The organism is Polaribacter vadi (assembly GCF_018861005.1).
Taxonomy (GTDB): domain Bacteria; phylum Bacteroidota; class Bacteroidia; order Flavobacteriales; family Flavobacteriaceae; genus Polaribacter; species Polaribacter vadi_A.
In genome coordinates, this window is sequence record NZ_JAHKQL010000002.1 from 63,606 (window position 1) to 86,670 (window position 23,065).

General features: G+C 28.9%; 20 protein-coding genes and 1 other RNA gene. 7 read left to right on the top strand and 14 right to left on the bottom strand.

Going from position 1 to position 23,065, the window contains the following annotated elements; genetic code table 11:
• Positions 1 to 77 precede the first annotated feature (77 nt).
• The 6 genes from KO506_RS01125 to KO506_RS01150 all read right to left on the bottom strand — a co-directional run bounded on the left by KO506_RS01125 (position 78) and on the right by KO506_RS01150 (position 4,586).
• Positions 78 to 1,322 (bottom strand): competence/damage-inducible protein A, encoded by a 1,245-nt coding sequence (locus KO506_RS01125; protein WP_215993071.1) that lies wholly within the window; start codon positions 1,320 to 1,322, stop codon positions 78 to 80.
• 34 nt (positions 1,323 to 1,356) lie between these two features.
• Positions 1,357 to 1,692, bottom strand: coding sequence for a hypothetical protein (locus tag KO506_RS01130; RefSeq protein WP_215993072.1), 336 nt, complete (start codon positions 1,690 to 1,692; stop codon positions 1,357 to 1,359).
• Between the two features lie 41 nt (positions 1,693 to 1,733).
• Positions 1,734 to 2,054: a hypothetical protein gene (locus KO506_RS01135; RefSeq protein WP_215993073.1), complete on the bottom strand. Its 321-nt coding sequence runs from the start codon at positions 2,052 to 2,054 to the stop codon at positions 1,734 to 1,736.
• Between the two features lie 2 nt (positions 2,055 to 2,056).
• Complete coding sequence (locus KO506_RS01140) at positions 2,057 to 2,665, bottom strand: fumarylacetoacetate hydrolase family protein (RefSeq protein ID WP_215993074.1); 609 nt, start codon at positions 2,663 to 2,665, stop codon at positions 2,057 to 2,059.
• Positions 2,666 to 2,782: 117 nt separating this feature from the next.
• Positions 2,783 to 3,652, bottom strand: coding sequence for a formyltetrahydrofolate deformylase (gene purU, locus KO506_RS01145; RefSeq protein ID WP_215993075.1), 870 nt, complete (start codon positions 3,650 to 3,652; stop codon positions 2,783 to 2,785).
• A gap of 94 nt (positions 3,653 to 3,746) precedes the next feature.
• On the bottom strand, positions 3,747 to 4,586 hold the full coding sequence (locus tag KO506_RS01150; RefSeq protein ID WP_215993217.1) for a 1,4-dihydroxy-2-naphthoyl-CoA synthase: 840 nt from the start codon (positions 4,584 to 4,586) through the stop codon (positions 3,747 to 3,749).
• A 68-nt stretch (positions 4,587 to 4,654) separates the two neighbouring features.
• Here KO506_RS01150 and KO506_RS01155 point away from each other — a divergent pair, with 68 nt between their 5' ends.
• Positions 4,655 to 5,812 carry an alpha/beta hydrolase-fold protein gene (locus KO506_RS01155; protein ID WP_215993076.1) on the top strand — a complete coding sequence of 386 codons (1,158 nt, stop codon included), beginning with the start codon at positions 4,655 to 4,657 and terminating at the stop codon, positions 5,810 to 5,812.
• Between the two features lie 85 nt (positions 5,813 to 5,897).
• Here the strand turns inward: KO506_RS01155 and KO506_RS01160 are convergent, their stop codons facing one another.
• The 3 genes from KO506_RS01160 to fsa form a co-directional block, all read right to left on the bottom strand.
• Positions 5,898 to 6,353, bottom strand: a complete 456-nt coding sequence (locus tag KO506_RS01160; protein WP_215993077.1) for a DNA-binding protein — start codon at positions 6,351 to 6,353, stop codon at positions 5,898 to 5,900.
• Positions 6,353 to 8,011: a 2-succinyl-5-enolpyruvyl-6-hydroxy-3-cyclohexene-1-carboxylic-acid synthase gene (menD, locus tag KO506_RS01165; protein WP_215993218.1), complete on the bottom strand. Its 1,659-nt coding sequence runs from the start codon at positions 8,009 to 8,011 to the stop codon at positions 6,353 to 6,355. Before menD ends, KO506_RS01160 begins: the two co-directional genes overlap by 1 nt.
• Before the next feature lie 319 nt (positions 8,012 to 8,330).
• Positions 8,331 to 8,984 carry a fructose-6-phosphate aldolase gene (gene fsa, locus KO506_RS01170; protein ID WP_215993078.1) on the bottom strand — a complete coding sequence of 218 codons (654 nt, stop codon included), beginning with the start codon at positions 8,982 to 8,984 and terminating at the stop codon, positions 8,331 to 8,333.
• Positions 8,985 to 9,188: 204 nt separating this feature from the next.
• Between fsa and KO506_RS01175 the strand changes: the two genes are divergently transcribed.
• Positions 9,189 to 10,229, top strand: coding sequence for a hypothetical protein (locus tag KO506_RS01175; RefSeq protein ID WP_215993079.1), 1,041 nt, complete (start codon positions 9,189 to 9,191; stop codon positions 10,227 to 10,229).
• On the opposite strand, the gene KO506_RS01180 is transcribed toward KO506_RS01175, so the two are convergent.
• On the bottom strand, positions 10,226 to 11,029 hold the full coding sequence (locus KO506_RS01180) for an SDR family oxidoreductase (RefSeq protein WP_215993080.1): 804 nt from the start codon (positions 11,027 to 11,029) through the stop codon (positions 10,226 to 10,228). The genes KO506_RS01175 and KO506_RS01180 overlap by 4 nt on opposite strands.
• A 73-nt stretch (positions 11,030 to 11,102) precedes the next feature.
• An RNA gene (gene ffs, locus KO506_RS01185) (signal recognition particle sRNA small type) lies at positions 11,103 to 11,201 on the bottom strand.
• A 122-nt stretch (positions 11,202 to 11,323) separates the two neighbouring features.
• Between ffs and KO506_RS01190 the strand changes: the two genes are divergently transcribed.
• The 5 genes from KO506_RS01190 to KO506_RS01210 all read left to right on the top strand — a co-directional run bounded on the left by KO506_RS01190 (position 11,324) and on the right by KO506_RS01210 (position 17,137).
• Positions 11,324 to 11,893, top strand: a complete 570-nt coding sequence (locus KO506_RS01190; protein WP_215993081.1) for a DUF4199 domain-containing protein — start codon at positions 11,324 to 11,326, stop codon at positions 11,891 to 11,893.
• Positions 11,894 to 11,970: 77 nt separating this feature from the next.
• Positions 11,971 to 12,927 (top strand): glycosyltransferase family 2 protein, encoded by a 957-nt coding sequence (locus KO506_RS01195; RefSeq protein ID WP_215993082.1) that lies wholly within the window; start codon positions 11,971 to 11,973, stop codon positions 12,925 to 12,927.
• A 52-nt stretch (positions 12,928 to 12,979) separates the two neighbouring features.
• On the top strand, positions 12,980 to 14,695 hold the full coding sequence (locus KO506_RS01200; protein ID WP_215993083.1) for a phospho-sugar mutase: 1,716 nt from the start codon (positions 12,980 to 12,982) through the stop codon (positions 14,693 to 14,695).
• Complete coding sequence (locus KO506_RS01205; protein WP_215993084.1) at positions 14,695 to 16,524, top strand: ABC transporter ATP-binding protein; 1,830 nt, start codon at positions 14,695 to 14,697, stop codon at positions 16,522 to 16,524. Before KO506_RS01200 ends, KO506_RS01205 begins: the two co-directional genes overlap by 1 nt.
• A 34-nt stretch (positions 16,525 to 16,558) precedes the next feature.
• Positions 16,559 to 17,137 carry a hypothetical protein gene (locus tag KO506_RS01210; RefSeq protein WP_215993085.1) on the top strand — a complete coding sequence of 193 codons (579 nt, stop codon included), beginning with the start codon at positions 16,559 to 16,561 and terminating at the stop codon, positions 17,135 to 17,137.
• Positions 17,138 to 17,267: 130 nt separating this feature from the next.
• On the opposite strand, the gene KO506_RS01215 is transcribed toward KO506_RS01210, so the two are convergent.
• The 3 genes from KO506_RS01215 to KO506_RS01225 form a co-directional block, all read right to left on the bottom strand.
• Entirely contained in the window at positions 17,268 to 20,720 is a 3,453-nt protein-coding gene (locus KO506_RS01215; RefSeq protein ID WP_215993086.1) for a pyruvate carboxylase, read from the bottom strand.
• A 116-nt stretch (positions 20,721 to 20,836) separates the two neighbouring features.
• A complete protein-coding gene (locus KO506_RS01220; protein ID WP_215993087.1) occupies positions 20,837 to 21,610 on the bottom strand; it encodes a DUF1647 domain-containing protein in 774 nt (257 codons plus the stop codon).
• Between the two features lie 9 nt (positions 21,611 to 21,619).
• Positions 21,620 to 23,038, bottom strand: coding sequence for a CCA tRNA nucleotidyltransferase (locus KO506_RS01225; protein WP_215993088.1), 1,419 nt, complete (start codon positions 23,036 to 23,038; stop codon positions 21,620 to 21,622).
• Between the last annotated feature and the right edge of the window lie 27 nt (positions 23,039 to 23,065).

Consider the following 23,065-nt stretch of genomic DNA (forward strand, 5'->3'; position numbering starts at 1 on the left):
CTCGACAGTTTTATAGTGTTATCTCTAAACGAGGTGCAAATCTACGAATAATTATATATCTGAACAAAAGAAATTTACTAATTTTTTAATATTTCTTTTTGAAGCATTTGTAAGGCAGTATTTACGGTTTTATCTATAACTCTACCTCTGGGTTTTCCGAAATTAAATTCTTCTACAAAAATATCTGAATCAGTGGCCAAAGCTATAAAAACTACACCTACATTTTTGTCTGTTTTATCTGTTGTTGGTCCAGCATTTCCTGTAACAGCTATTGCATAATTGCTTTGTAATTTTTCTTTGGCACATTTTGCCATTTCTTTTGCTACTGCTGCACTTACTACTGTGTGTGTTTTTATTGTTTTTGGATTTACATCTAGTAAATTAATTTTAGTTTCTGCTGAATAAGTTATAAAGCCTCCTTTAAAATATGCTGATGAACCTGCAATTGAAACTATGGTTGATGCAATTGCACCTCCTGTCACACTTTCTGCTACTGCTATTGTTTTTCCTTTTGCTTTTAATAAATCTCCAACTGTTTTTTCTATCTCTCCATCATCACCTATACCTGTAATTATATCTGGTATTAATTGATACAATTCTTCTATTAATTTCTGAAGGTTTTTTTCTAACAATTTTTTATCATAGCCCTTGGCTGATAATCGTAAACGAACTTTACCATAATTAGGTAAGTAAGCTAACTTTATAAATGATGGTAAATTGTTTTCGAAATCTTCAATTCTTTCTGCTAAAGAACTTTCTCCTAAACCATAAGTCAATATTGTTTTATGAATAATAAAAGGTAATTTAAATTGTTTTTGAATTTTAGATAAAACTTCAAACTCCATTAAACCTTTCATTTCATTAGGTACACCTGGCAAAGACACAAAAACGGTTTCATTTTCGTAAAACCACATTCCTGGTGCTGTACCTAAATTATTTTTTAGAACAGTTGCTTTTGTTGGCACCAAACCTTGTAAGCGATTTAATTCTCCAAAAGGAATATTATATTTTTGGAACAAAGCTTTTACATGATCTACTACCTCTAAATTTAATTCTAAGGTATCATTAAAATATTCTGCAATGGTGTATTTTGTAATATCGTCTTTTGTTGGTCCTAAACCTCCAGTAATAATTACTATATCTACTCTTGATTGTGCTTCTTTTAAAGCATTTAAAATATGTTGTTTATCATCTTGAATTGATGATATTTGGTATACAGAAACACCAATTTTATTTAATTCAGTACCTATCCATTGTGAGTTTGTATCTACAATCTGGCCGATTAAAATCTCGTCTCCTATTGTAATAATTTCTGCTGTCATATAATAAGTTACAAAGTTGTAAAGTTTTATGATTTTATATTTTTACTTCTAGTTCTTCTTCGTTTTTTCCTATTTGATCTATTAAAATATCATTTTTAGGTTTTTTATGTTCCCAAGTTTTTTCTAAGTATTTATATAGTAAATAACATGCTAAAAGACCAAATGGCATTGCAACTAACCCTAAAACATAATCGTTTATAGTATTAAAAAAACTTTCTATTATTAGCAGTAAAACTGTAGCAGAAACTATACTTACAGCGTAATACACTACAATTCCTAAAATAGCAAAACCCCACTGACTTTTATGATATTCTTCTGCTAATTTGTAAAACTTTTTTCCAAGCCAATAAGTTAATATTAATCCTAACATATTTTTTTATTTTAAATTTTGAGAATTGTTTCTAACTCAACTTAATCTTTACCAATTTTATCAACTTCATTTTTCAGTTTCTTTTTTTTACTCCAAATAAAATTTAAAGTTTTGAATAAAATAACAGTAAAAACAAAACCTGCGATAGACGATTTAAAAGATAAATTGGTAATTTCAAACTCATTTATAGTTGTTTCTGTAAAAAATCTAACGTATAATAAATATAAAATACTACCAAAGAAAAATGAAATAATTCCTAAAAAACCACATAGCCATTTATATTTATTATGGTTCTCTGCAAGTCTATAGAAATAAAAACCTACATAAAATAAAAAAATATAACTAAGAAGTTTTATTGCCAATTTTACTTTACTCTAATGTTAAAAGCTTCTTTACCTTCTATTACACCTTTTAAAGTGTCGTTTTCTACAACTTTACCTACTCCTGCTGGAGTTCCTGTAAAAATGATATCTCCTTTTTTTAGAGTAAAATATTGAGAAACATAAGCAATTAATTCGTCTGTTTTCCACAACATTGCATTAGTATTTCCATCTTGTACAATTTCATTATTCTTATACAATTGGAATTTTAAATTTTCTATATCGAATTCTTCTTTTGGATAAAATTCACCTACAACTGCACTACCATCAAAAGCTTTTGCTTTTTCCCAAGGCAAACCTTTTTCTTTACATTTAGCCTGTACATCTCTTGCAGTTAAATCAATTCCTAATCCGATTTCATCATAATATTTATGGGCAAACTTAGTATCTATGTGTTTACCAACTTTATTTATTTTGACTAAAACCTCAACTTCATAATGAACATCATCAGAAAAAGGAGGAATAAAAAACGGATTTTTTCTTGGTAAAATTGCAGAATCTGGTTTTAAAAAAACTACCGGATTTTCTGGTCTTTCGTTTGCTAATTCTTCTATGTGCTTTGCGTAATTGCGCCCAATACAGATTATTTTCATAACAAAAGCCCATCCTAGCCTTCCCAAAGGGAAGGAACTCCAATCTGGGTGGAATTTGAGTTTTTACATTACTATTACTTTTTACTTTCTTCCCTTTAGGGGAATTAAAAGGTGCTTTTACTCTCCTGCTTCTGGAAAAACAATTGCTCTATTTCCAGACACAATTATTTGATTGTTTAAATGACATTTAACTGCTCTTGCTAAAACTAATTTCTCAATATCTGCACCAATTCTTTTTAAAGTCTGAGTAGTACTTTCGTGAGTTACTGGTTTTACATCTTGCTCAATTATTGGCCCTTCATCTAAATCTTCTGTAGCATAATGTGCTGTTGCTCCAATTAACTTCACTCCTCTTTCATAAGCTCTTTTGTATGGATTTGCTCCTTGAAAAGCTGGTAAAAAAGAATGATGAATATTAATGATTCTATCTTTATAATAATTGATAAAATCTGATGATAAAATTTGCATATATCTAGCCATAACAACTAAATCAATTTCATTAGAGTCTAACAATTGCTTTACTTGTTCTTCTTGATCTAATTTGGTTTCTTTAGTAACAGGTAAATGATAAAAAGGCACATTAAACATTTCTGCTATATGTCTTAATTTATTGTGATTACTAATAATCATTTTTACATTACAATTTAAACTGCCTTCTTTATAACGCTCTAATAAATCGTATAAATTATGACTTGTATGTGAAACCATAATTGCCACATTCTGCTTTTCATCACCATAATTTACAGACCAATTAAATTGTAAAGGTTCTACTAATTCTAAAAAACTATTTTCTAATTCTACTTTAGAGATATTTGTACCCTCAGCATTTAAACGAATACGCATAAAATACATATCTTCTACTGAATTTACATATTGCTGACAACTTAAAATATTGAATCCTTTTTCATAAAAAAAACTGGTAATTTTTGCCACCAATCCTTTTTGATCTGGACATTTTATTAAAAAAGTTACTATTTGTGATTTCATTATTTTTTATTTAGTGGTTAGTTAATGGTTAATAGTTGTTGGAATTATAACTATAATGACTAAAACCCAACAACTAAAAACAAATAACTAAAATCTATGGTATCCATTTTTTAGGGAAATTTGGTTTTCTTTTTTCAAGAAAAGCATCTCTACCTTCTTTTGCTTCGTCTGTCATATAAGCTAAACGTGTGGCTTCACCTGCAAAAACTTGCTGGCCAACCATTCCATCATCTGTTAAATTCATTGCAAATTTTAGCATTTTTATAGAAGTCGGACTTTTTTCTAAAATCTCTTGTGCCCACTCATAAGCTGTACTTTCTAATTCTTCATGAGGAATTACAGCATTTACCATTCCCATTTCATACGCTTCTTGGGCAGAATAATTTCTACCTAAAAAGAAGATTTCTCTTGCTTTTTTCTGACCTACCATTTTTGCCAAATATGCAGATCCATAACCACCATCAAAAGAAGTTACATCTGCATCTGTTTGTTTAAAAATTGCATGTTCTTTAGATGCTAGAGTTAAATCGCAAACCACATGTAAACTATGGCCACCACCAACTGCCCAACCTGGAACAACAGCAATAACTGCTTTTGGCATAAATCTGATTAATCTTTGAACTTCTAAAATATTTAATCTGTGATAACCATCATCACCCACATAACCTTGATGGCCTCTTGCTTTTTGATCGCCTCCAGAACAAAAAGAATACACACCATCTTTTGTACTTGGTCCTTCTGCAGAAAGTAAAACTACACCAATAGAAGTGTCTTCGCCTGCATCATAAAAAGCATCATACAATTCTTTTGTAGTTTTTGGTCTAAAAGCATTTCTAACATTTGGTCTGTTAAATGCTATTCTTGCTACCCCATTGCATTTCTTATAAGTTATATCTTCGTAAACTTTGGCAGTTTCCCATTCAGGTTGTATCATATTTTTGTATTTTGTACGTTCTTTAAGAGAACAAAAATCATCATCAGCAAAAATAAACATTCTAACTTATGATTAAGAAAACACTCACATTATTATTTATTCTTTTTTCTTTTGTCGGTTTTTCTCAAAAAACAATTGTTACAGCATTAGAATCTGATATTTTAGAAACGACAAGAGATATAAAGATTTATTTGCCTGAAGGCTATGAAAGAGACAGCATAAAAAATTATCCTTTAACCATAGTTTTAGATGAGGAATATATGTTTGATTCTTATGTTGGTAGTTCAATTTTATTTGCAAAAAGAGATAAAGCACCAAAACAAATTGTTGTTGGTATTTCTATGGAAGAAACCAAACAAGAAGACATTTCTTTTAATAGATCTAATGGAACTTTTACAACTACAGCTCGTTATTTTTATGATTTTATTAGAGATGAAGTCATTTTTCATATGGAGAGTAATTACAGAACATCACCTTATATTTCTTTAATTGGGCAAGGTTATTCTGCAAATATGGTTTCTCATTTTCTAAAAGAAAACACTGCTTTTATCAACTCTTTTATTTGTATAAATCCTAATTTTTCTGATTTTATAATTGGCGAATTACAAACCTATAATTTACCAAAATTCGCAAAAGAAGACAATACATTTTATTTTTACACTAATAATTCTGATTCTTTTTCTAAAAGCAAATCAGATAAAATTGGTAAAGTTCAGCAAGCATTGTCTGAGTTAGAAATTAAAAATTTTAATGTAATAAATGATGTAATTACAACTGCTAGTACTGTTTCTGCAATTCACGAAGCAATACCTAGAGCAATGACTAAAATGTTTGAAGTATATTCTGCAATATCGAAAGAAGAATATGATGAAAAAATTAAAGACTTAGCACCTAAAGACGCTATTTACTATTTAGAAAATAAATATTTAGAAATTGAATTTTTATTCGGAACGAATTTAGGTATTAGAGAAAGAGATATTTATGCAATTGAAAACATTATCATTGAAAAAGAAGATGGAAAAAGATTAAGAGATTTTGGTGATATGATTCTAAAGATATTTCCAACTTCACCTTTAGGTGAATATTATATTGGTCGTTATTACGAGTCTGCAAAAATGACTAAAAAAGCATTAAAATATTACAAAATTGGCTATGGAAAAATGGATCCTGCAGACCCAAATTCTGATGCTTATTATGAAAATATTTTAAGATTAGGTGGGCAGTAATTTTAGTTAATAGTGTTTTAGTATGCTGTTGGCAGTAATAATTTTATTCAATAATGATGACTGCCAACTTTAGGCTGTATACTACTTACTGATTTAAAAGCTCAATTCTATCTTCTTTAATTACAATTAGTTTATTTCTGTAAAGATTACCAACCGCTTTTTTAAAGGCTTTTTTACTCATTTTCATATGAAAACGAATAGAATCTGGCGAACTTTTATCTGTTAATAACAAAAAACCTTCTCTACTACTTTTTAATTTTTCTAATACTTTTTCTACATCTGCATCAATTACATTTCTAAAACCTTGTGGTCTAAGAGAAACATCTATTTTACCATCTTCACGAATTTGTTTGATATATCCAACAACCTCCATATCTACTTCTAAATCCTGAAAAACTTCGCTTCTAAAAAGTAAACCTTCGTATTCTTCATTTATTAACACAGAATATCCTAATCCAGTTTCATTTTCTATAACTAACTGAACTTTTTCTCCTTCCTTTAAATTGATATCTCCTTCTTGATACTCGTCTTGTAAATCCATTATTTTATATATTTAAAATATTCTTTTAAAATTAAATCATTTTCTGCACTTGGAGTAAAAATTTCTAAAATTTTTGGTTTTTCTGACTGTGCATAAAATCCATTTAATGTTTTTGTAACTATTTCTGTTGATGATGCTTGTAAATAATCGAAACCATACATTTTGCATAAATGTTCTGCAGTTAAACAATGTGGCGTTTCAAAATATTTTGCAGCATTTGTTGTAGAAGGTCCAGGAATTATTTTAAAAATTCCTCCTCCTGAATTATTTATTAAAACTATTCTAAAATTATTAGGAATATTTTTATTCCATAGCGCATTAGAATCGTAAAAAAAACTTAAATCGCCAGTAATAAAAATCGTTTGATTTTCACTTGCAAAAGCAGCCCCAATAGCTGTTGATGTACTACCATCAATTCCGCTTGTACCTCGATTACAAAAAACACGTAACGTGTTTTTTAATTCAAATAATTGCGCATATCTAATAATTGCGCTGTTACTAATTTGCAAATCTGAATTATGAGGAATACTCTTTAAAACTTGCTCAAAAACTTTAAAATCTGAATGCTCTATTTGCGATAAATATTCAGAATGCTTTTCTCTTCTATAATCTCTAATTTTTAACCATTTTGGTTGATAATCACTTTTCTTTTTTGTGATGATTCTATTAAAATTTGAGAAAAAATCTACAGGTTTTGTTTGAATAAATTCACTTAAAGAGAAAAAAGTATTGGTTGCTTTTTTCTCATCAATATTCCAATGATGTTTTGGTTGATATTCTCTAAGAAACTTTTTAACTCTTTTAGAAACAATCATACCTCCAAAAGTAATTAGTATATCTGGTTGTAATTCTTGAAATTGAGTATCAACTAAAGAAAAAATTAACTGATCTATAGAATTTACTGCCTTTTTATGATATAAGTTTGATGTTGTTTCTGTAAAAATTAAAACAGATTCATCATCAGAATATAAATTCATTAAATTGTGTAATTCTTCATCTGGATAATTAACACCAATTACTAGCATTTTTTTATCAGAAGTATTCCAAATTTTTGCTAAATTTTGATAATTGATATTTGAGTTATCCAAAGAACTCATAGAAATATTAGGAAAATGGAACGTTTTTAGTTCATTAACGGTTTCATACAAAGGTTCATCAAAAGGAACATTAATATGTACAGGGCCTTTTTGCGATGTTGCAATTTGTAAAGCTTCACCAATTAACTGCGAGTTTCGCGCAATAAATTTTGGGTTTTCGATTAAATTTGCAGAAAATAAAATATGGTTTTCAAACACATTTTCTTGACGAATCGTTTGTCCATCTCCAATATCTATTAAATGTTTTGGTCTGTCTGCAGAAATTACAACTAATGGAATATTACTGTAAAAAGCTTCTGCAATTGCAGGGTAATAGTTTAACAAAGCAGAACCAGAAGTACATAAAACAGCAACAGGTTTTTGTTTTTGCTGAGCAATCCCTAATGCAAAAAAAGCAGCACATCTTTCATCTACAACACTTAACGTTTCTATTTCTGAATGATTAGAAAAACCAATAGTTAAAGGTGCATTTCTAGAACCAGGAGAAACAACAATAGTATCAATATTAAATTGATGACAGGCAGATATTACAAGTTGTGCGAGTTCTTTTTTTGGAAAAATGGCCTCTCCTAACCTCTCCAAAGGAGAGGAACTGTTACTAGATAAAATTTGCTGTTCTATTTGTTTCATTTAGAAATATTTTATTTCTAACTTATATATTTTGGTAAAAAAGAAACTCCAAATTACATTAATTTAGAGTTTCTGTATCTTTTAAATGAGCTATTAATTAGCAAACAAGTTTAGCCCTGATTGAAACGACATCCTTTTTGCTTTTTTGGCAAAAAGATATAGTGGAAAGCAGGAAATAGCTTCAAATAAACATTTTCCACAATCAATTCCCACAACAGTTCCTTCCTTTTGGGAAGGTCAGGATGGGCTTCTAGTTTCCTTTTTGGTAATCTGCTAAAAATTTAGCTAAACCACTATCTGTTAAAGGGTGTTTTAACAATCCTTCTATTGCACTTAAAGGACCTGTCATTACGTCAGAACCTAACTTAGCACAATTTACAACATGCATTGTATTACGTACAGAAGCTGCTAAAATTTGAGTTTCAAAATTATAATTATCAAAAACTAATCTAATTTCAGAAATTAAGTTCATTCCGTCTGTAGAAATATCGTCTAAACGTCCTAAAAATGGCGATACATAAGTTGCACCTGCTTTAGCTGCTAATAATGCTTGCCCAACAGAAAAAACTAAAGTTACATTCGTTTTAATTCCTTTAGAAGAAAAATATTTACACGCTTTTACACCATCTTTTATCATTGGTAATTTTACCACAATCTGCGGATTTAAGGCAGCTAAAGCTTCACCTTCTTTTACCATTCCATCAAAATCTGTAGAGATAACTTCTGCAGAAACATCACCCTCTACTAAATCACAAATTTCTTTGTAATGATTTATGATATTGTCTTGACCAGTAATACCTTCTTTAGCCATTAAAGAGGGATTTGTAGTTACACCATCTAAAATACCTAAAGCTTGTGCTTCTTTTATTTGTTCTAAATTTGCAGTATCTATAAAAAATTTCATCTTTTTGAAAATTTATGATTAATTTGTAGCAAATATAGTTACAATGATTTCTTTAACAGAAAAAATAATTATAAGTTTTACCACGAATTGGTTAAAAATATAACAAATACGGTCTTTTTTTTGTTTTAAATTAAACTTTGTCATTTTTTACGTGTCTAACTTTAACAAATACCTTTTTTAAAAGTTCAAAAAATTAAATCTTAAATGAAAATTTATAAATACTTAACATTAATTTTATTGTTATCAATTTTATATTCTTGCGATACTGTAAACACAGAAGAAGGTATAGAAGGCACTATTTTATGTGACTTATCAGATATTGGTGTTACAGCATCAGATAATGTAGTTGTTCTAGACAACTCAGAATCTGCCATTTGGCAAGGAAGTTATTCTGATAATTCTGTTAGAATCAATTACACCAAAGACTTAAATGATAACAATACTACAGAAACTCTAAATTTTGTTTTTAACAAGATAGACGATTGTTTACAGATAGATCATGGTTATGAGTTTTACGAAGGAAGCACTGCAGATATAAGTGCCTTAACTCAAGTTTATGTTTTAGAAGTTAGCGTACAAGATTGGGAAATTGACGAAAAATTTTCTGGACAAATAACTTATAGAGATCATCATGATAAATTAATTAAAACACTTAATTTTTGGGTAGATTTTACTATTGATGATTATATAGCAGAAGAAACAAATTACACTTACTTTTCTGCTTGTTTTGCAGACAAATTACCAATTGAAATAGATTTAGATAAAGACGGAACAACAGATTACACCCTACTTGCTGATGAAGTTATAGACTTTGCAAACACACCAAATTTTGTAGCTTATAACATAAAATTGGTTTCTACAGACGAAGAAATTAATGAAATTCTTTCTCCTAAAGGAGTAAGCATTCCATTTCCAGTAATTTTTGAACCACCTTTTTCTACAGAAGATACAAGAAGTTATGCTGCAAATAAATTCGATTCTGCTGATGTTAGAAACTCTCTAGATGTTTTTTATGAATTTGATGCACCTTATGAAAACTACAACTTTTTTCTTCAGAATAATTTAACTTACAAAAAGGAATTTGCGAATGACAAAGATGATTATTATGCGCTAAAACTCATTAGAAATGATGAAAATTTCTATGGCTATATAAAATTAGATTTTGATGCTATAAATTGCGAAATAAACATTTTAGAAACTTATTTAAGCGAAACTGCAGAAGAACACATTAGCATAGAAGACTAGAGCTTGTAATGGTTCATTAATAATTTCTGATACATTTTATCTGGTAAAACACGTTTTAAAACAATAGAAAATTTCTGCATAAAATCGCCCACTTTATAGTGAATTTTAGGGCTCTTATTGTTGATGATTCTGTAAACTGTTTTTGCCATTTCTATAGGATCCATTCCATGATCTACATGAGCATCCATTAAACCTAAACTTGCTTGGTAACTCTCTTTATAAGCAGAATTATCAAAAACTGGTGTATGATATCTACCAGCTGCAATATTAGTTGCAAAATCTCCAGGTGCTACATTTACAACGTTAACTCCGAAGTTTTTTACCTCCATACTTGTTGATTCTGTAACTAATTCTAAAGCACCTTTAGATGCAGAATATGCAGCTCTAAAAGGCAAACCCATATAACCTGCAATAGAAGTTACATTAATTACTGTACCTGATTTTTGTTTACGCATTTGTGGTAATACTGCTTTCATAACATCAATAGCACCAAAAAGGTTAGTGTTAAAAACAGCGCGCATTTCATTTGTAGGTGTATCTTCTACAGGACCTGTAATACCCATTCCTGCATTATTTACCAAAACATCTAATCTGCCTTCTTTTTCTATAATTAAATCTACTGCACTATTAATTGTATCTACTTCTAAAACATCCAAAGCAATTAATTGAAAAGAAAAACTATCTATGTTTTTTGGATTTCTACTTGTACCGTAAACAGTAAAGCCTTTTTCGCTTAAAAAAGTTGCAATCGATTTTCCTATTCCAGAAGAAGCTCCAGTAACTAAGACTACTTTAGACATGTTTTTTTAAAATTATAATTATGAAACAAATATCAGAAAAGATAAAAGAAGAAACGTAAATTTAAGGCACAAAAAATGGCAAGCTATCTACATCACACTGCTACAACCTAATACCCTTGCTGTGTTCCCACCCTGGGGGATTCAAAGGGAGCTAGTTGTGTAGGACTTGCCACTGCAAATTTACAATCTATTTTTATACTAACAATTAAAAATTAATATAAATTTATTGTAACATTTGTAAAGTATTGTATACTAATAAGATGTTTTGAATATTTTTTTAAAAAAAGTATCAAAATGAATTCATATATTATATTTGTACAACTAACTAAATTTAAAACACAAATGGAAAACAAAACAAATAGTAAAAGTATTATTTTAAATAATGGATTATACTTAGGACTAACAGGAGTTATTGTTGCTTTAGTATTATATGCTATGGGCAAATCTTTTGAATTGCAATGGATAAGCAATGTAGTAGGTTTAATTGCTACTATAGCCTTTGTTGTTCTTGGGCTAAAAGCTTTTAAAACTAATAATGGAAGCTTTATGTCTTGGGGTGAAGGTTTAAAAATAGGAATGGGTATTGTAATGGTTAGTGCAGTAATTACCGTTATTTACACCCTTTTATTTACAACTGTGATTGAACCTGATTTTCAGAAAATGGGTATGGAGTTTCAACAACAAAAATGGTTAGATGCTGGTTTAACACAAGAACAAATTGAAACTTTTTCTGAATCTGCTGAAAAATTCAAAAGTCCTGCAATAGTTTCTGCAATGATTTTAGCTATCTCTGCATTTATGGGGTTTGTAATAACTGCAATTACAGCAGCAATTATGAAAAAATCTGAAGAAGAAACTTACTAAAATTTAAAGTTTAGCGTTCAATAATTCATAAAATTGTAACTTTGATTTTTTGAAATTAAATTTTTTGAACTCACTATATGGAAATTTCGGTAGTAATACCACTTCTTAACGAAGAAGAATCTTTACAAGAATTATACGATTGGATTGCAAAAGTTATGCAGTCCAATCGTTATTTATATGAAGTTATTTTTATAGATGATGGTAGTACAGATACTTCTTGGAACTTAATTGAACAACTATCAAAAAAACACAAGGAAGTTAAAGGAATTCGTTTTCAAAAAAATTACGGAAAATCCCAAGCTTTAGATGCTGGTTTTGAACTGGCACAAGGTAAAGTTGTAATTACTATGGATGCTGATTTACAAGACAATCCAGAAGAAATACCAGAATTATACCATTTAATTATTGATAAAGATTTCGATTTAATTTCTGGTTGGAAAAAGAAAAGATACGATAATATAATCACTAAAAACATTCCTTCTAAACTCTTTAATGCAGCTGCCAGAAAAACATCAGGATTAAAATTAAACGACTTTAACTGCGGATTAAAAGCTTATAAAAACGAAGTAATAAAAACCGTAAAAGTTAGTGGAGAAATGCACAGATACATTCCTGTTTTAGCAAAAAACGAAGGTTTTAATAAAATAGGTGAAAAAATAGTGCAACATCAAGCCAGAAAATATGGCGAAACTAAATTTGGTATAGATCGTTTTATAAATGGCTTTCTTGATTTAATTACCATTTCCTTTTTATCAAAATTTGGAAAAAGACCAATGCATTTCTTTGGTCTTTGGGGTACTTTAATGTTTATATTTGGAACAACATCTGCATTTTACATTGGCGCTTACAAACTTTATAAAGTTTTTAACGGAATAAAAACTATTTTAGTAACCGACAATCCTTGGTTTTATATTGCTTTAACCTCTATGATTCTAGGAACTTTATTATTTTTAGCTGGTTTTATAGGAGAGCTAATCATAAAAACAAAAAGCGGTGAAAAACACTACAAAATTAAAGAAAAACTCAATTTCTAAATAGTATATTTGTATTACTAAAAATATCACCAACTCAAAAAAATCTATTAAAATGAACGAAATTTTAGACAAAGCTAAACAATGGTTAACTCCAATTTTTGATGAAGAAACTCAAACAGAAATTCAAGAATTAATTGCTAATAATCCTGATGATTTAGCAGATAGATTCTATAAAGACATGGCTTTTGGAACTGGAGGAATGAGAGGATTAATGGGTGCTGGTACTAATAGAATTAACAAATATACATTAGGTAGAGCTACACAAGGTTTATCTAATTACTTAATTGAAAATGTAGAAAAAGAACAATTAAGCGTTGTTATTGCTTACGATTGTAGACATAATAGTAAAAAATTCGCAAAGGTTGTTGCTGATGTTTTATCTGCAAATAACATTAAAGTTTTTCTTTTCGAAGATTTAAGACCAACACCAGAATTGTCTTTTGCAGTTCGTCATTTAGGTTGTGATGCAGGTATTGTATTAACAGCTTCACATAATCCGCCAGAATATAATGGTTACAAAGTCTATTGGGCAGATGGTGGTCAAATTGTTCCGCCAAATGATGGTGGAATTATCAACAAAGTAAATTCGTTAGATTTTTCTGAAATTAAATTTGATGCAAACGAAGATTTGATTGAAGTAATTGGTAAAGATGTAGATGATGTTTTTATTAAAGCATCTGTAAAAAATGGTTCTTTATCAGAAAATATTAAAAGAGACGATTTAAAAATTGTTTTTACTTCTTTACACGGAACATCAATTATGTCTGTGCCAGATGCTTTGGCTGGTGCTGGTTATAATGATGTACATATTGTAGAAGAACAAAGAAAACCTGATGGAGATTTCCCTACTGTAAAATCGCCAAACCCAGAAGAACCAGAAGCTTTAAAAATGGCTACTGATTTAGCTGATAAAATAGGTGCTGATATTGTAATTGGTACAGACCCGGATTGTGATAGATTAGGTGTTGCTGTTAGAGATTTAGATGGTAAAATGAAGTTAATGAATGGTAACCAAACTATGGTTGTTATGACAGAGTTTTTACTACGTAAATGGAAAGAAGAAGGTAAATTAAATGGCAAACAATTTGTAGGTTCTACTATTGTTTCTACAGAATTAGTAAATGATGTAGCTGCTAAAAAAGGGGTTGATACCAAAGTAGGTTTAACTGGTTTTAAATGGATTGCCAAAATGGTAAAAGATTTCCCTGAATTAGATTTTATTGGTGGTGGAGAAGAAAGTTTTGGTTATATGGTTGGTGATTTTGTACGCGATAAAGATGCTGTAACAGCAACACTTTTAGCTTGTGAAGCTGCTGCTTATGCAAAACAAAATGGAAGTTCTTTTTTTGAAGAATTACTAAACATTTATGTTGAAAACAAATACTATAAAGAGCATTTAATTTCTATCGTTAAAAAAGGTATGGATGGTGCTGCAGAAATTCAACAAATTTTAAGCGATATGCGTAACAACCCATTAACTGAAATTGATGGAGAAAAAATAGAATCGCTTTCTGATTATGATGCTTCAACAAAAAAGAATTTAATTACTGGAGAAGTTACTAATATTGATTTACCAAAATCTAATGTATTAATTTATCAAACAGCTTCTGGTACAAGAATTGCTGCAAGACCAAGTGGTACAGAGCCTAAAATTAAATTTTACTTTAGTGTAAATAGCGAATTAGACACAACTGAAAATGCAGATAAAGTTGAAGCTGAATTAGATGCAAAAATTCAACGAATTATAAAAGAGATGAAATTAAATTAATGAGTCACTTTAAGGACATTCTTAAATATGAAAGAGAATATAGAAAGTTTACGCTTTTAAATATTCTCTTTAATATTTTTTACGCAATATTTAATGTTTTATCAGTTTTAGCATTTATACCTGTTTTAAATATATTATTTGGTGTAGATAAAGCTATTTATAAAAAACCTGATTATCAAGGTCTATCAAATTTAGGATCTTATTTAGAAGGCAATTTCAACTATTTTATATCTAACAAAATAATAGAAGAAGGTGAAATTAGTGTTCTGTTATTTATTTGCCTCTTATCATTATCTTTATTTTTTTTCAAAAACCTATTTAGGTATTTAGCATCTTACGTAATTACTTTTTTACGTACAGGAATCGTAAAAGATTTAAGAGATAATTTATATCGTAAAATTGTAGAACTACCCATTTCTTATTTCACAGAAAAAAGAAAAGGTGACATTATTGCAAGAATGACTTCTGATGTACAAGAAGTAGAAAACTCAATTTTAACATCAATTGAAACCTTGGTTAGAGAACCTTTAACAGTGGTAATTTCTATTGGAATAATGCTTTTTATAAGTGTAGAATTAACTTTATTTGTTTTTGTTCTTTTACCTGTTTCTGGTTTTATTATTTCATCTATCAGTAAAAAATTAAAATCACAATCAATTAAAGCACAAAAAGAAACAGGTACATTTTTATCTTTTATAGAAGAAACATTAACTGGATTAAGAGTGATAAAAGGTTTTAATTCAGAAAAAATTATTGAAAGAAAATTCAACAACTCCACCTCTACTTTTAGAAATTTAATGACCAGTGTTTTTCATAGACAAACTTTGGCTTCACCAATGAGTGAATTTTTAGGGTCTGCAACCATAATTGCCATTCTTTGGTATGGAGGTACTGAAGTTTTAGAAAAAACAAGTCCGCTAGAAGCTGGTAAATTTATGGGGTATATTGTGTTATTTTATACTGTTTTAAATCCTATAAAATTAATAACAACAACATTTTATAACATAAAAAAAGGAGAAGCATCTGCAGAAAGAATAATGCAAGTTTTAAATACTGAAAACAGTATTAAAGACAAACCTAACGCATTAATTAAACAAAATTTTGAAAATGAAATTGAGTTTAAAAATATTTCGTTTAAATATAAAAAAGATTATGTTTTAAAAGACTTTTCTTTAACTATTAAAAAAGGACAAACTGTAGCCTTGGTTGGACAATCTGGAAGTGGTAAATCTACTTTAGCCAATTTAATAACTCGTTTTTACGATGTAAATAAGGGTGATATTTTAGTAGATGGCACCAGCATAAAAGATGTTACTAAAAAATCTTTAAGAGACTTAATGGGTATTGTTACTCAAGAATCTATTTTATTTAACGATTCTGTAGAAAATAATATAAAATTAGGTACAGAAAACGCTACTGAAGCCGAAGTTATAGAAGCTGCAGAAATTGCAAATGCCATGGAATTTATTAAGGATTTACCAGAAAAACTTAAAACTAATATTGGCGATAGTGGAAACTCTCTTTCTGGAGGACAAAAACAACGTTTATCTATTGCAAGAGCTGTATTAAAAAATCCACCAATAATGATTTTAGACGAGGCTACTTCTGCACTAGACACAGAATCTGAGCAATTAGTACAAGTTGCTTTAGAAAAAATGATGCAAAACAGAACTTCTTTGGTTATTGCGCACAGATTATCTACCATTCAAAAAGCAGATACAATTGTGGTAATGAAAAAAGGTAAAATTGTAGAACAAGGAAAACACGACGATTTATTAACTAAAAAAGGTGAATATTTTAAGTTGGTTTCTATGCAGAGTTTAGCGTAAAGTTAACATCAAGATTATTTAAAAATCCTTTAAATTGAAAATAAAACAGAATTACTTAAAAGGAAAATCCGTTTTTATAGTTTCTTTATTTGTAATAGCTATTTCAATTTTAACTGTTTATCTTACTGGTATAAATTACAATCGTAGTCTAACTTCAAATCTATATTTATCAATAGGAATTATAGCAATTTCACTCTTTTTATTTATGACTTTTGGCCTTTATAAAGGAGTTGGTTTGATTGATAATTTTCCAAAATTCAGGAGTTTTAAGAGAGGAACTATATTAGAAAATGCTTCACCACCTTTTGAATCACCTATAATTGAAGTTGGAGATGGAATTGGAGGTTTGATTTTATCAATTCTACTGTGGATTGGAATGACAATTCTAATAGTTATATTATTTATCGTTTTAGAAGCTATTTTTTGGTTTTCGTTTTTTATAATTTTAACGATGTTATATTGGATTTTTTTTAGAGCTTTAAAATTAGTTTTTAATAAATCTAAAGAAACTAAAGGAGATATTGCCATTTCTGCTTTTTACTCACTAACTTATACAATACTCTATTCTGGTTGGATTTTTGGATTAGTATATTTAACTGAAATATTAAAATAGATAGAAAGTTTATTTTATATACAAAACACAAAATCAATAAAAGTGCTACAAATTAAAGCAAAGTGAGTTTTAATGAATCTATTATATTCATCAAAACTCACTTTTACTTTTCAATTTTTAATTAATTGTTTTAACTCAGTTTTAAAATTAAATCATCAGCATTTACAATTGTACCTTCTTTTAAAATAATAGCACTAACTGTTGCTGCTTCATTTGCTGTAATTGTAGTTTCCATTTTCATAGCCTCAATAATAAACAAAGGTTGATTTTTTGTGATCTTATCTCCTTTTTTAACTAAAATAGTAGATAACAATCCTTGTAATGGAGCACCAATTTGATTTACTTCAGATTTATCAGCTTTAATATTTTCAACTGAATTTACCTTAATAGATTCGTCTTTAATCTGTACAGTTCTACCTTGTCCATTTACTTTAAAATAAATGGTAACTAACCCCTCATTATTGGGCTTACTTAAAGAATCTAAAGTAATTAAGAGTGTTTTACCTTTATCTAAATCCACAGTAATTTCCTCGCCAATTTCCATTCCGTAGAAAAAGTTTTTGGTAGGTAAATTGGTTAAATTATCATATTTTAAATGCTTATTAAAAGCATCTGTAAATACCTTTGGATATAATTTATAGGATAAAAAATCTGTAAAATCAATCTTTCTACCCAAATCATTTTCAAAAATATTTTTAAAATCTGCATATTCAACATCAAAATCTACAGGAGGTATATGAGCATTTGGTCTATCTGTAAAAGGTTTTTGATCTTTTAAAATAAGTTTTTGTAATTTTTCTGGAAAACCACCAACTGGCTGACCTAAATCTCCTTTAAAGAAACTTACCACAGATTGAGGAAAAGAAATAGCATCACCTCTTTCTAAAACATCATTTATGGTTAAATTATTACTTACTAAATACTGAGCCATATCTCCTACAACTTTAGAACTTGGTGTAACTTTTACGATATTACCAAAAAGTGTATTTACTTCTCCATACATTTTTGTAATTTCATGAAAACGACTTTCTAAACCTAAAGCTTGTGCTTGAGGCTTTAAATTTGAATATTGACCACCAGGAATTTCGTGTTTAAATACTTCTCCTGAGCCCGCTTTTAATCCAGATTCAAAAGGATAATAATATTCTCTTACGGTTTCCCAATAATTAGAATATTCATTTAATGAAGTAGCATTTATCGGATTTTCTCTTTCGTGAAACTTCATCATTTCTACAATAGAGTTAAAATTTGGTTGTGATGTTAAACCAGATAAACCACTTAAAGCAACATCAACTACATCTACACCTGCCTCAATTGCTTTTAAATAAGTTGCAGATTGAATAGATGATGTATCATGTGTATGCAAATGAATAGGAATATTTAATTCTGATTTTAAAGCAGTAACCAATTCTGATGCTGCATAAGGTTTTAACAAACCAGCCATATCTTTAATTGCCAAAATATGTGCACCTGCATTTTCGATTTCTTTGGCTAAATTGATGTAATATTTTAAATTGTATTTTGTATTTTTTACATCTAAAATATCAGAAGTATAACAGATAGAACCTTCTGCTAAACCTTTGGTTTTTGTTCTTACATGTTCTATACAAGGTGCTATAGATTTCATCCAGTTTAGAGAATCAAAAATTCTAAATAAATCAACTCCATTTTCCCAAGATTCTTCAACAAATTTACCAACTAAGTTATCTGAATATGCTTTATAACCAACACCATTAGAACCTCTTAATAACATTTGCAATAAAACATTTGGCATTTTTTGTCTTAATAATCGTAATCTTTCCCATGGGTTTTCTTGTAAAAAACGTAAGCAAACATCAAAAGTAGCACCTCCCCAAACTTCCATACTAAAAATATCTGGATGATTTTTAGCATAGCCTTCTGCAACTTTTAACATATCAAAAGTTCTCATTCTTGTTGCTAATAAACTTTGATGCGCATCACGCATTGTGGTATCTGTAAAATGAATTTTCTTCTCATTTTTTAACCATTCAGAAAATCCTTCTGGACCTAATTCTGTTAATAAATCTTTAGTTCCTTTTGGGTAAGTTGCATTTACATCAAAAGCAGGAATTTTAGGTTTTACAAAAGTTTTAGTAGCATCAAATTTCTTAACATCTGCATTACCATTTATAGTAACATCACCTAAATAAGTAATTAATTTATTGGCTCTGTTTCTTGGTGCTTTAAACACAAATAAATCTGGAGTAGATTTTATAAAGTTTACAGTAATTGCCCCTCTTCTAAAAGTTTCGTGTTGTAAAATATTATCTAAAAAAGACATATTTGTTTTTACACCTCTTATTCGAAACTCACTTAATGCTCTTCTCACTTTTTTGGCTGCTCCTTCTAAAGTTCGGTTATGTGCTGTTACTTTTACCAACATGGAGTCGAAAAAAGGAGATATTTTAACACCTTGATAAACACTACCTGCATCTAAACGAATACCAAAACCAGATGCACTTCTGTAGGTAGAAATGGTTCCAAAATCGGGTTTAAAATCATTCTGAGGATCTTCTGTAGTAATTCTACATTGTAAGGCATAACCATTTATAGAAACAGATTCTTGATTCGGAATTTTAATTTCTTCATCTTTTAATTGATAACCTGCAGCAATATATAATTGTGTTTTTACCAAATCTATATTAGTAATTACCTCTGTAACTGTATGTTCTACTTGTATTCTTGGGTTTACTTCTATAAAGTAAATAGAATCATCATCATCTACTAAAAACTCTACAGTACCAATATTATTATAATTTACTGCTTTACAAATGTCTATTGCATATTTGTAAAGTGCATCTTTTGTTTCTTGTTTTAATCCGTAAGAAGGTGCAAATTCTATTACTTTTTGATAACGTCTTTGCACAGAACAATCTCTTTCAAATAAATGTACTGTATTACCAAAACTATCTGCAACAATTTGAATTTCTATATGTTTTGGATTTTCTACAAACTTTTCTAAGAAAACAGTATCATCTCCAAAAGCATTTAATGCTTCTCTCTTACTTTCTCCATATGCTTTTTTAAGTTCTTCTTCTTTTCTGATAACACGCATTCCACGTCCTCCACCTCCAGAAGCAGCTTTTAGCATTATTGGATAACCTATTTTTTCTGCCTCTTCTAAAGCAATTTCTATGTTATCTAAAGGATTTTTGTTACTTAAAATAATAGGTATATTATTATCAATTGCTACTTTTTTAGCCGTAATTTTATCTCCTAAAGATTTTAAAACAGATACTTTAGGTCCAACAAAAATGATATTATTTTCTTCACATTTTTGAGCAAAATTGGCATTTTCTGATAAAAAACCATAACCAGGATGAATCGCATCTACATTGTTATCTTTTGCTATTTTTATAATAGCGTCAATATCTAAATAAGGTTTTAAAGGTTGATTGTCTTCGCCAATTTGATAAGATTCATCAGATTTGTACCTGTGTAAAGAATATCGATCTTCATACGTATAAATTCCGACTGTTTTTACATTAATTTCTGTACAGGCTCTAAATATTCTGATTGCAATTTCTCCTCTATTGGCAACTAGTACTTTTTCTATTTTCATCTTTAGGTTGATTGTATAATATCGTTTCTAAAGATACAATAGAAGATTAAGGAAATAAAATTAAATTAACACATTTAATGATAATTTAATAAATAAACACTAAGAATTAAACCAAATTACTCATCAATATCTTGATGGATTTTAAAACCAAAGCGTTTAAAAGTCATTTTTTTACCTATTTCAGGAATATGTTTATAAACCAAAATAGACAAAACAGCTTGATCAAATCTATGGTTTGCTCTACTACTACCTTTTGGTGCAATACAATTCTTAGTTAAAGCACCCTCTTTCCATTTAATAATAACATTGTTTACTTCTTTATGATTATAATCAGCAGAAATACATGCACCATTTAAATTATTTTGCTTTCTTAAATCTAAATCATTGTAAACGCCTAAAGTTTTTAATGATTCTGGATGTGTCCAATCATCAATTTTCCCTTTAGAAAAAGGGGAATAAAATCCATAATATTCAATTATTTTTCTCAAAAGTATTAGTTTTTGAGTAATTACATTACCAGCATCTATCCAACAAACGGAACATTTAAACTCATTAAAAACTTCATCAAAAATTACTGGCTTCCATGCATAAACTCCATCATTTATGTTGATATTAAAGTATTCTGGATATTTTGAGAAATCAAATTTTCTTAAATCTATATTTGGAAATTCATTTAAAAGATTTTCATTTTCTAATTGTTTTAAACCTAAGTCATAAACAATAGTCTTGGTATTTTTTTCGAATTTTTGGATGCTTTTTAAAAGTTGATATAAACTTTTAAAATGTGAACTACTAGATCCTGTAACTAAAACTAATTCTTGTTGATGTTTAAAAGATTTTAACTTTATTTCTAATAAAGCAGTTTTTATAAAGTTTGTAACCTTTTTCATTTTTAAAAATTAATTAGAAGCCTTTTCCAACCCTAAAGATACTCCCTTTTCTATCATAAAATCGTAAGAGGCCTTGTGTTCATTAGGTATTTTACCATCTAAAATTGCTTCTTTAATGGCTTCTTTTATTTGCCCAATTTCTCTACAAGGTTTTAAATTAAATGCATCCATAATTTCTTCACCAGTAACTGGTGGTTGAAAATTACGGACTCTATCACGTTCTTCTACTTCTTTAATTTTGGTTCTCACCAATTCAAAGTTTTTATGATAACGTTTAAATTTTCTTGGGTTTTTAGTGGTAATATCTGCTTCACAAAGTGTCATTAATGCATTAATATCATCACCAGCATCAAAAACCAAACGTCTTACAGCAGAATCATTTACATCCGAAGCTAAAACAATGGGTCTAGAACTTAATAACACCATTTTTTGCACAAATTTCATTTTGTTATTTAATGGCATTTTTAATCTTTTAAAGATTTTATAGACCATTTTAGACCCTACAAATTCATGCGAATGAAATGTCCAACCTACTTTTTTAGAAAATCTTTTTGTAGGTGCTTTTCCAATATCGTGCAATAATGCAGCCCATCTTAACCAAACATCATCTGTATGTTTAGCAATATTATCTACAACTTCGAAAGTGTGATAAAAATTATCTTTATGCATTTGCCCTTCAACCTCTTCTACTCCTTTTAAATCAACAATTTCAGGTAGAATTTGTGGTAAAAGTTTTGTTTTTTCTAATAATAAAAATCCAATAGAAGGTTTTGGCGATGATAAAATTTTATTCATTTCATCAACAATTCTTTCTCTTGTAATAATCTTTAGTCTATCTGAGTTTTTGCCAATAGCAGAAAGCGATTCTTCTTCTATTTCAAAATTTAACTGCGTTGCAAAACGAATAGCACGCATCATCCTTAAAGGATCATCAGAATAGGTAATATCTGGATCTAAAGGTGTGCGAATTATTTTATTTTCTAAATCTAGAATTCCATTAAAAGGGTCTAAAAGTTCTCCAAAATTATTCTCATTTAAACTTAAAGCTAATGCATTTATGGTAAAATCTCGTCTATTTTGGTCGTCTTTTAAAGTACCTGTTGTAACTTCTGGATTTCTACTTTCTTCAGAATAAGATTCTTTTCTTGCACCAACAAATTCAATTTCTACATCTTTAAAACGCAGCATTGCTGTACCATAGGTTTTAAAAACCTGTACTTTTGGTTTATTAGGTAATAATTTAGACACTTGTAATGCCAAATCTATTCCACTACCTACAGCAACTACATCTATGTCTTTTGCTGTTCCTCTTTTCAGAAAAAAATCGCGTACAAAACCTCCAATCACATAAGAATCTACGCTTAATTCTTTGGATGCTTTAGAGATTACACTAAATATTTCTGATGAAATTGCTTCTGTATACTTCATATTTCTAAAAGTGTGGCAAATTTATAA

Excerpts from the sequence above, each read along its gene's own strand:
- KO506_RS01125 (WP_215993071.1), bottom strand. The coding sequence starts at position 1,322 with ATGACAGCAGAAATTATTACAATAGGAGACGAGATTTTAATCGGCCAG.
- KO506_RS01130 (WP_215993072.1), bottom strand. The coding sequence starts at position 1,692 with ATGTTAGGATTAATATTAACTTATTGGCTTGGAAAAAAGTTTTACAAA.
- KO506_RS01140 (WP_215993074.1), bottom strand. The coding sequence starts at position 2,665 with ATGAAAATAATCTGTATTGGGCGCAATTACGCAAAGCACATAGAAGAA.
- purU (WP_215993075.1), bottom strand. The coding sequence starts at position 3,652 with ATGAAATCACAAATAGTAACTTTTTTAATAAAATGTCCAGATCAAAAA.
- KO506_RS01150 (WP_215993217.1), bottom strand. The coding sequence starts at position 4,586 with ATGATACAACCTGAATGGGAAACTGCCAAAGTTTACGAAGATATAACT.
- KO506_RS01155 (WP_215993076.1), top strand. The coding sequence starts at position 4,655 with ATGATTAAGAAAACACTCACATTATTATTTATTCTTTTTTCTTTTGTC.
- KO506_RS01160 (WP_215993077.1), bottom strand. The coding sequence starts at position 6,353 with ATGGATTTACAAGACGAGTATCAAGAAGGAGATATCAATTTAAAGGAA.
- fsa (WP_215993078.1), bottom strand. The coding sequence starts at position 8,984 with ATGAAATTTTTTATAGATACTGCAAATTTAGAACAAATAAAAGAAGCA.
- KO506_RS01175 (WP_215993079.1), top strand. The coding sequence starts at position 9,189 with ATGAAAATTTATAAATACTTAACATTAATTTTATTGTTATCAATTTTA.
- KO506_RS01180 (WP_215993080.1), bottom strand. The coding sequence starts at position 11,029 with ATGTCTAAAGTAGTCTTAGTTACTGGAGCTTCTTCTGGAATAGGAAAA.
- KO506_RS01190 (WP_215993081.1), top strand. The coding sequence starts at position 11,324 with ATGAATTCATATATTATATTTGTACAACTAACTAAATTTAAAACACAA.
- KO506_RS01195 (WP_215993082.1), top strand. The coding sequence starts at position 11,971 with ATGGAAATTTCGGTAGTAATACCACTTCTTAACGAAGAAGAATCTTTA.
- KO506_RS01200 (WP_215993083.1), top strand. The coding sequence starts at position 12,980 with ATGAACGAAATTTTAGACAAAGCTAAACAATGGTTAACTCCAATTTTT.
- KO506_RS01205 (WP_215993084.1), top strand. The coding sequence starts at position 14,695 with ATGAGTCACTTTAAGGACATTCTTAAATATGAAAGAGAATATAGAAAG.
- KO506_RS01215 (WP_215993086.1), bottom strand. The coding sequence starts at position 20,720 with ATGAAAATAGAAAAAGTACTAGTTGCCAATAGAGGAGAAATTGCAATC.
- KO506_RS01220 (WP_215993087.1), bottom strand. The coding sequence starts at position 21,610 with ATGAAAAAGGTTACAAACTTTATAAAAACTGCTTTATTAGAAATAAAG.
- KO506_RS01225 (WP_215993088.1), bottom strand. The coding sequence starts at position 23,038 with ATGAAGTATACAGAAGCAATTTCATCAGAAATATTTAGTGTAATCTCT.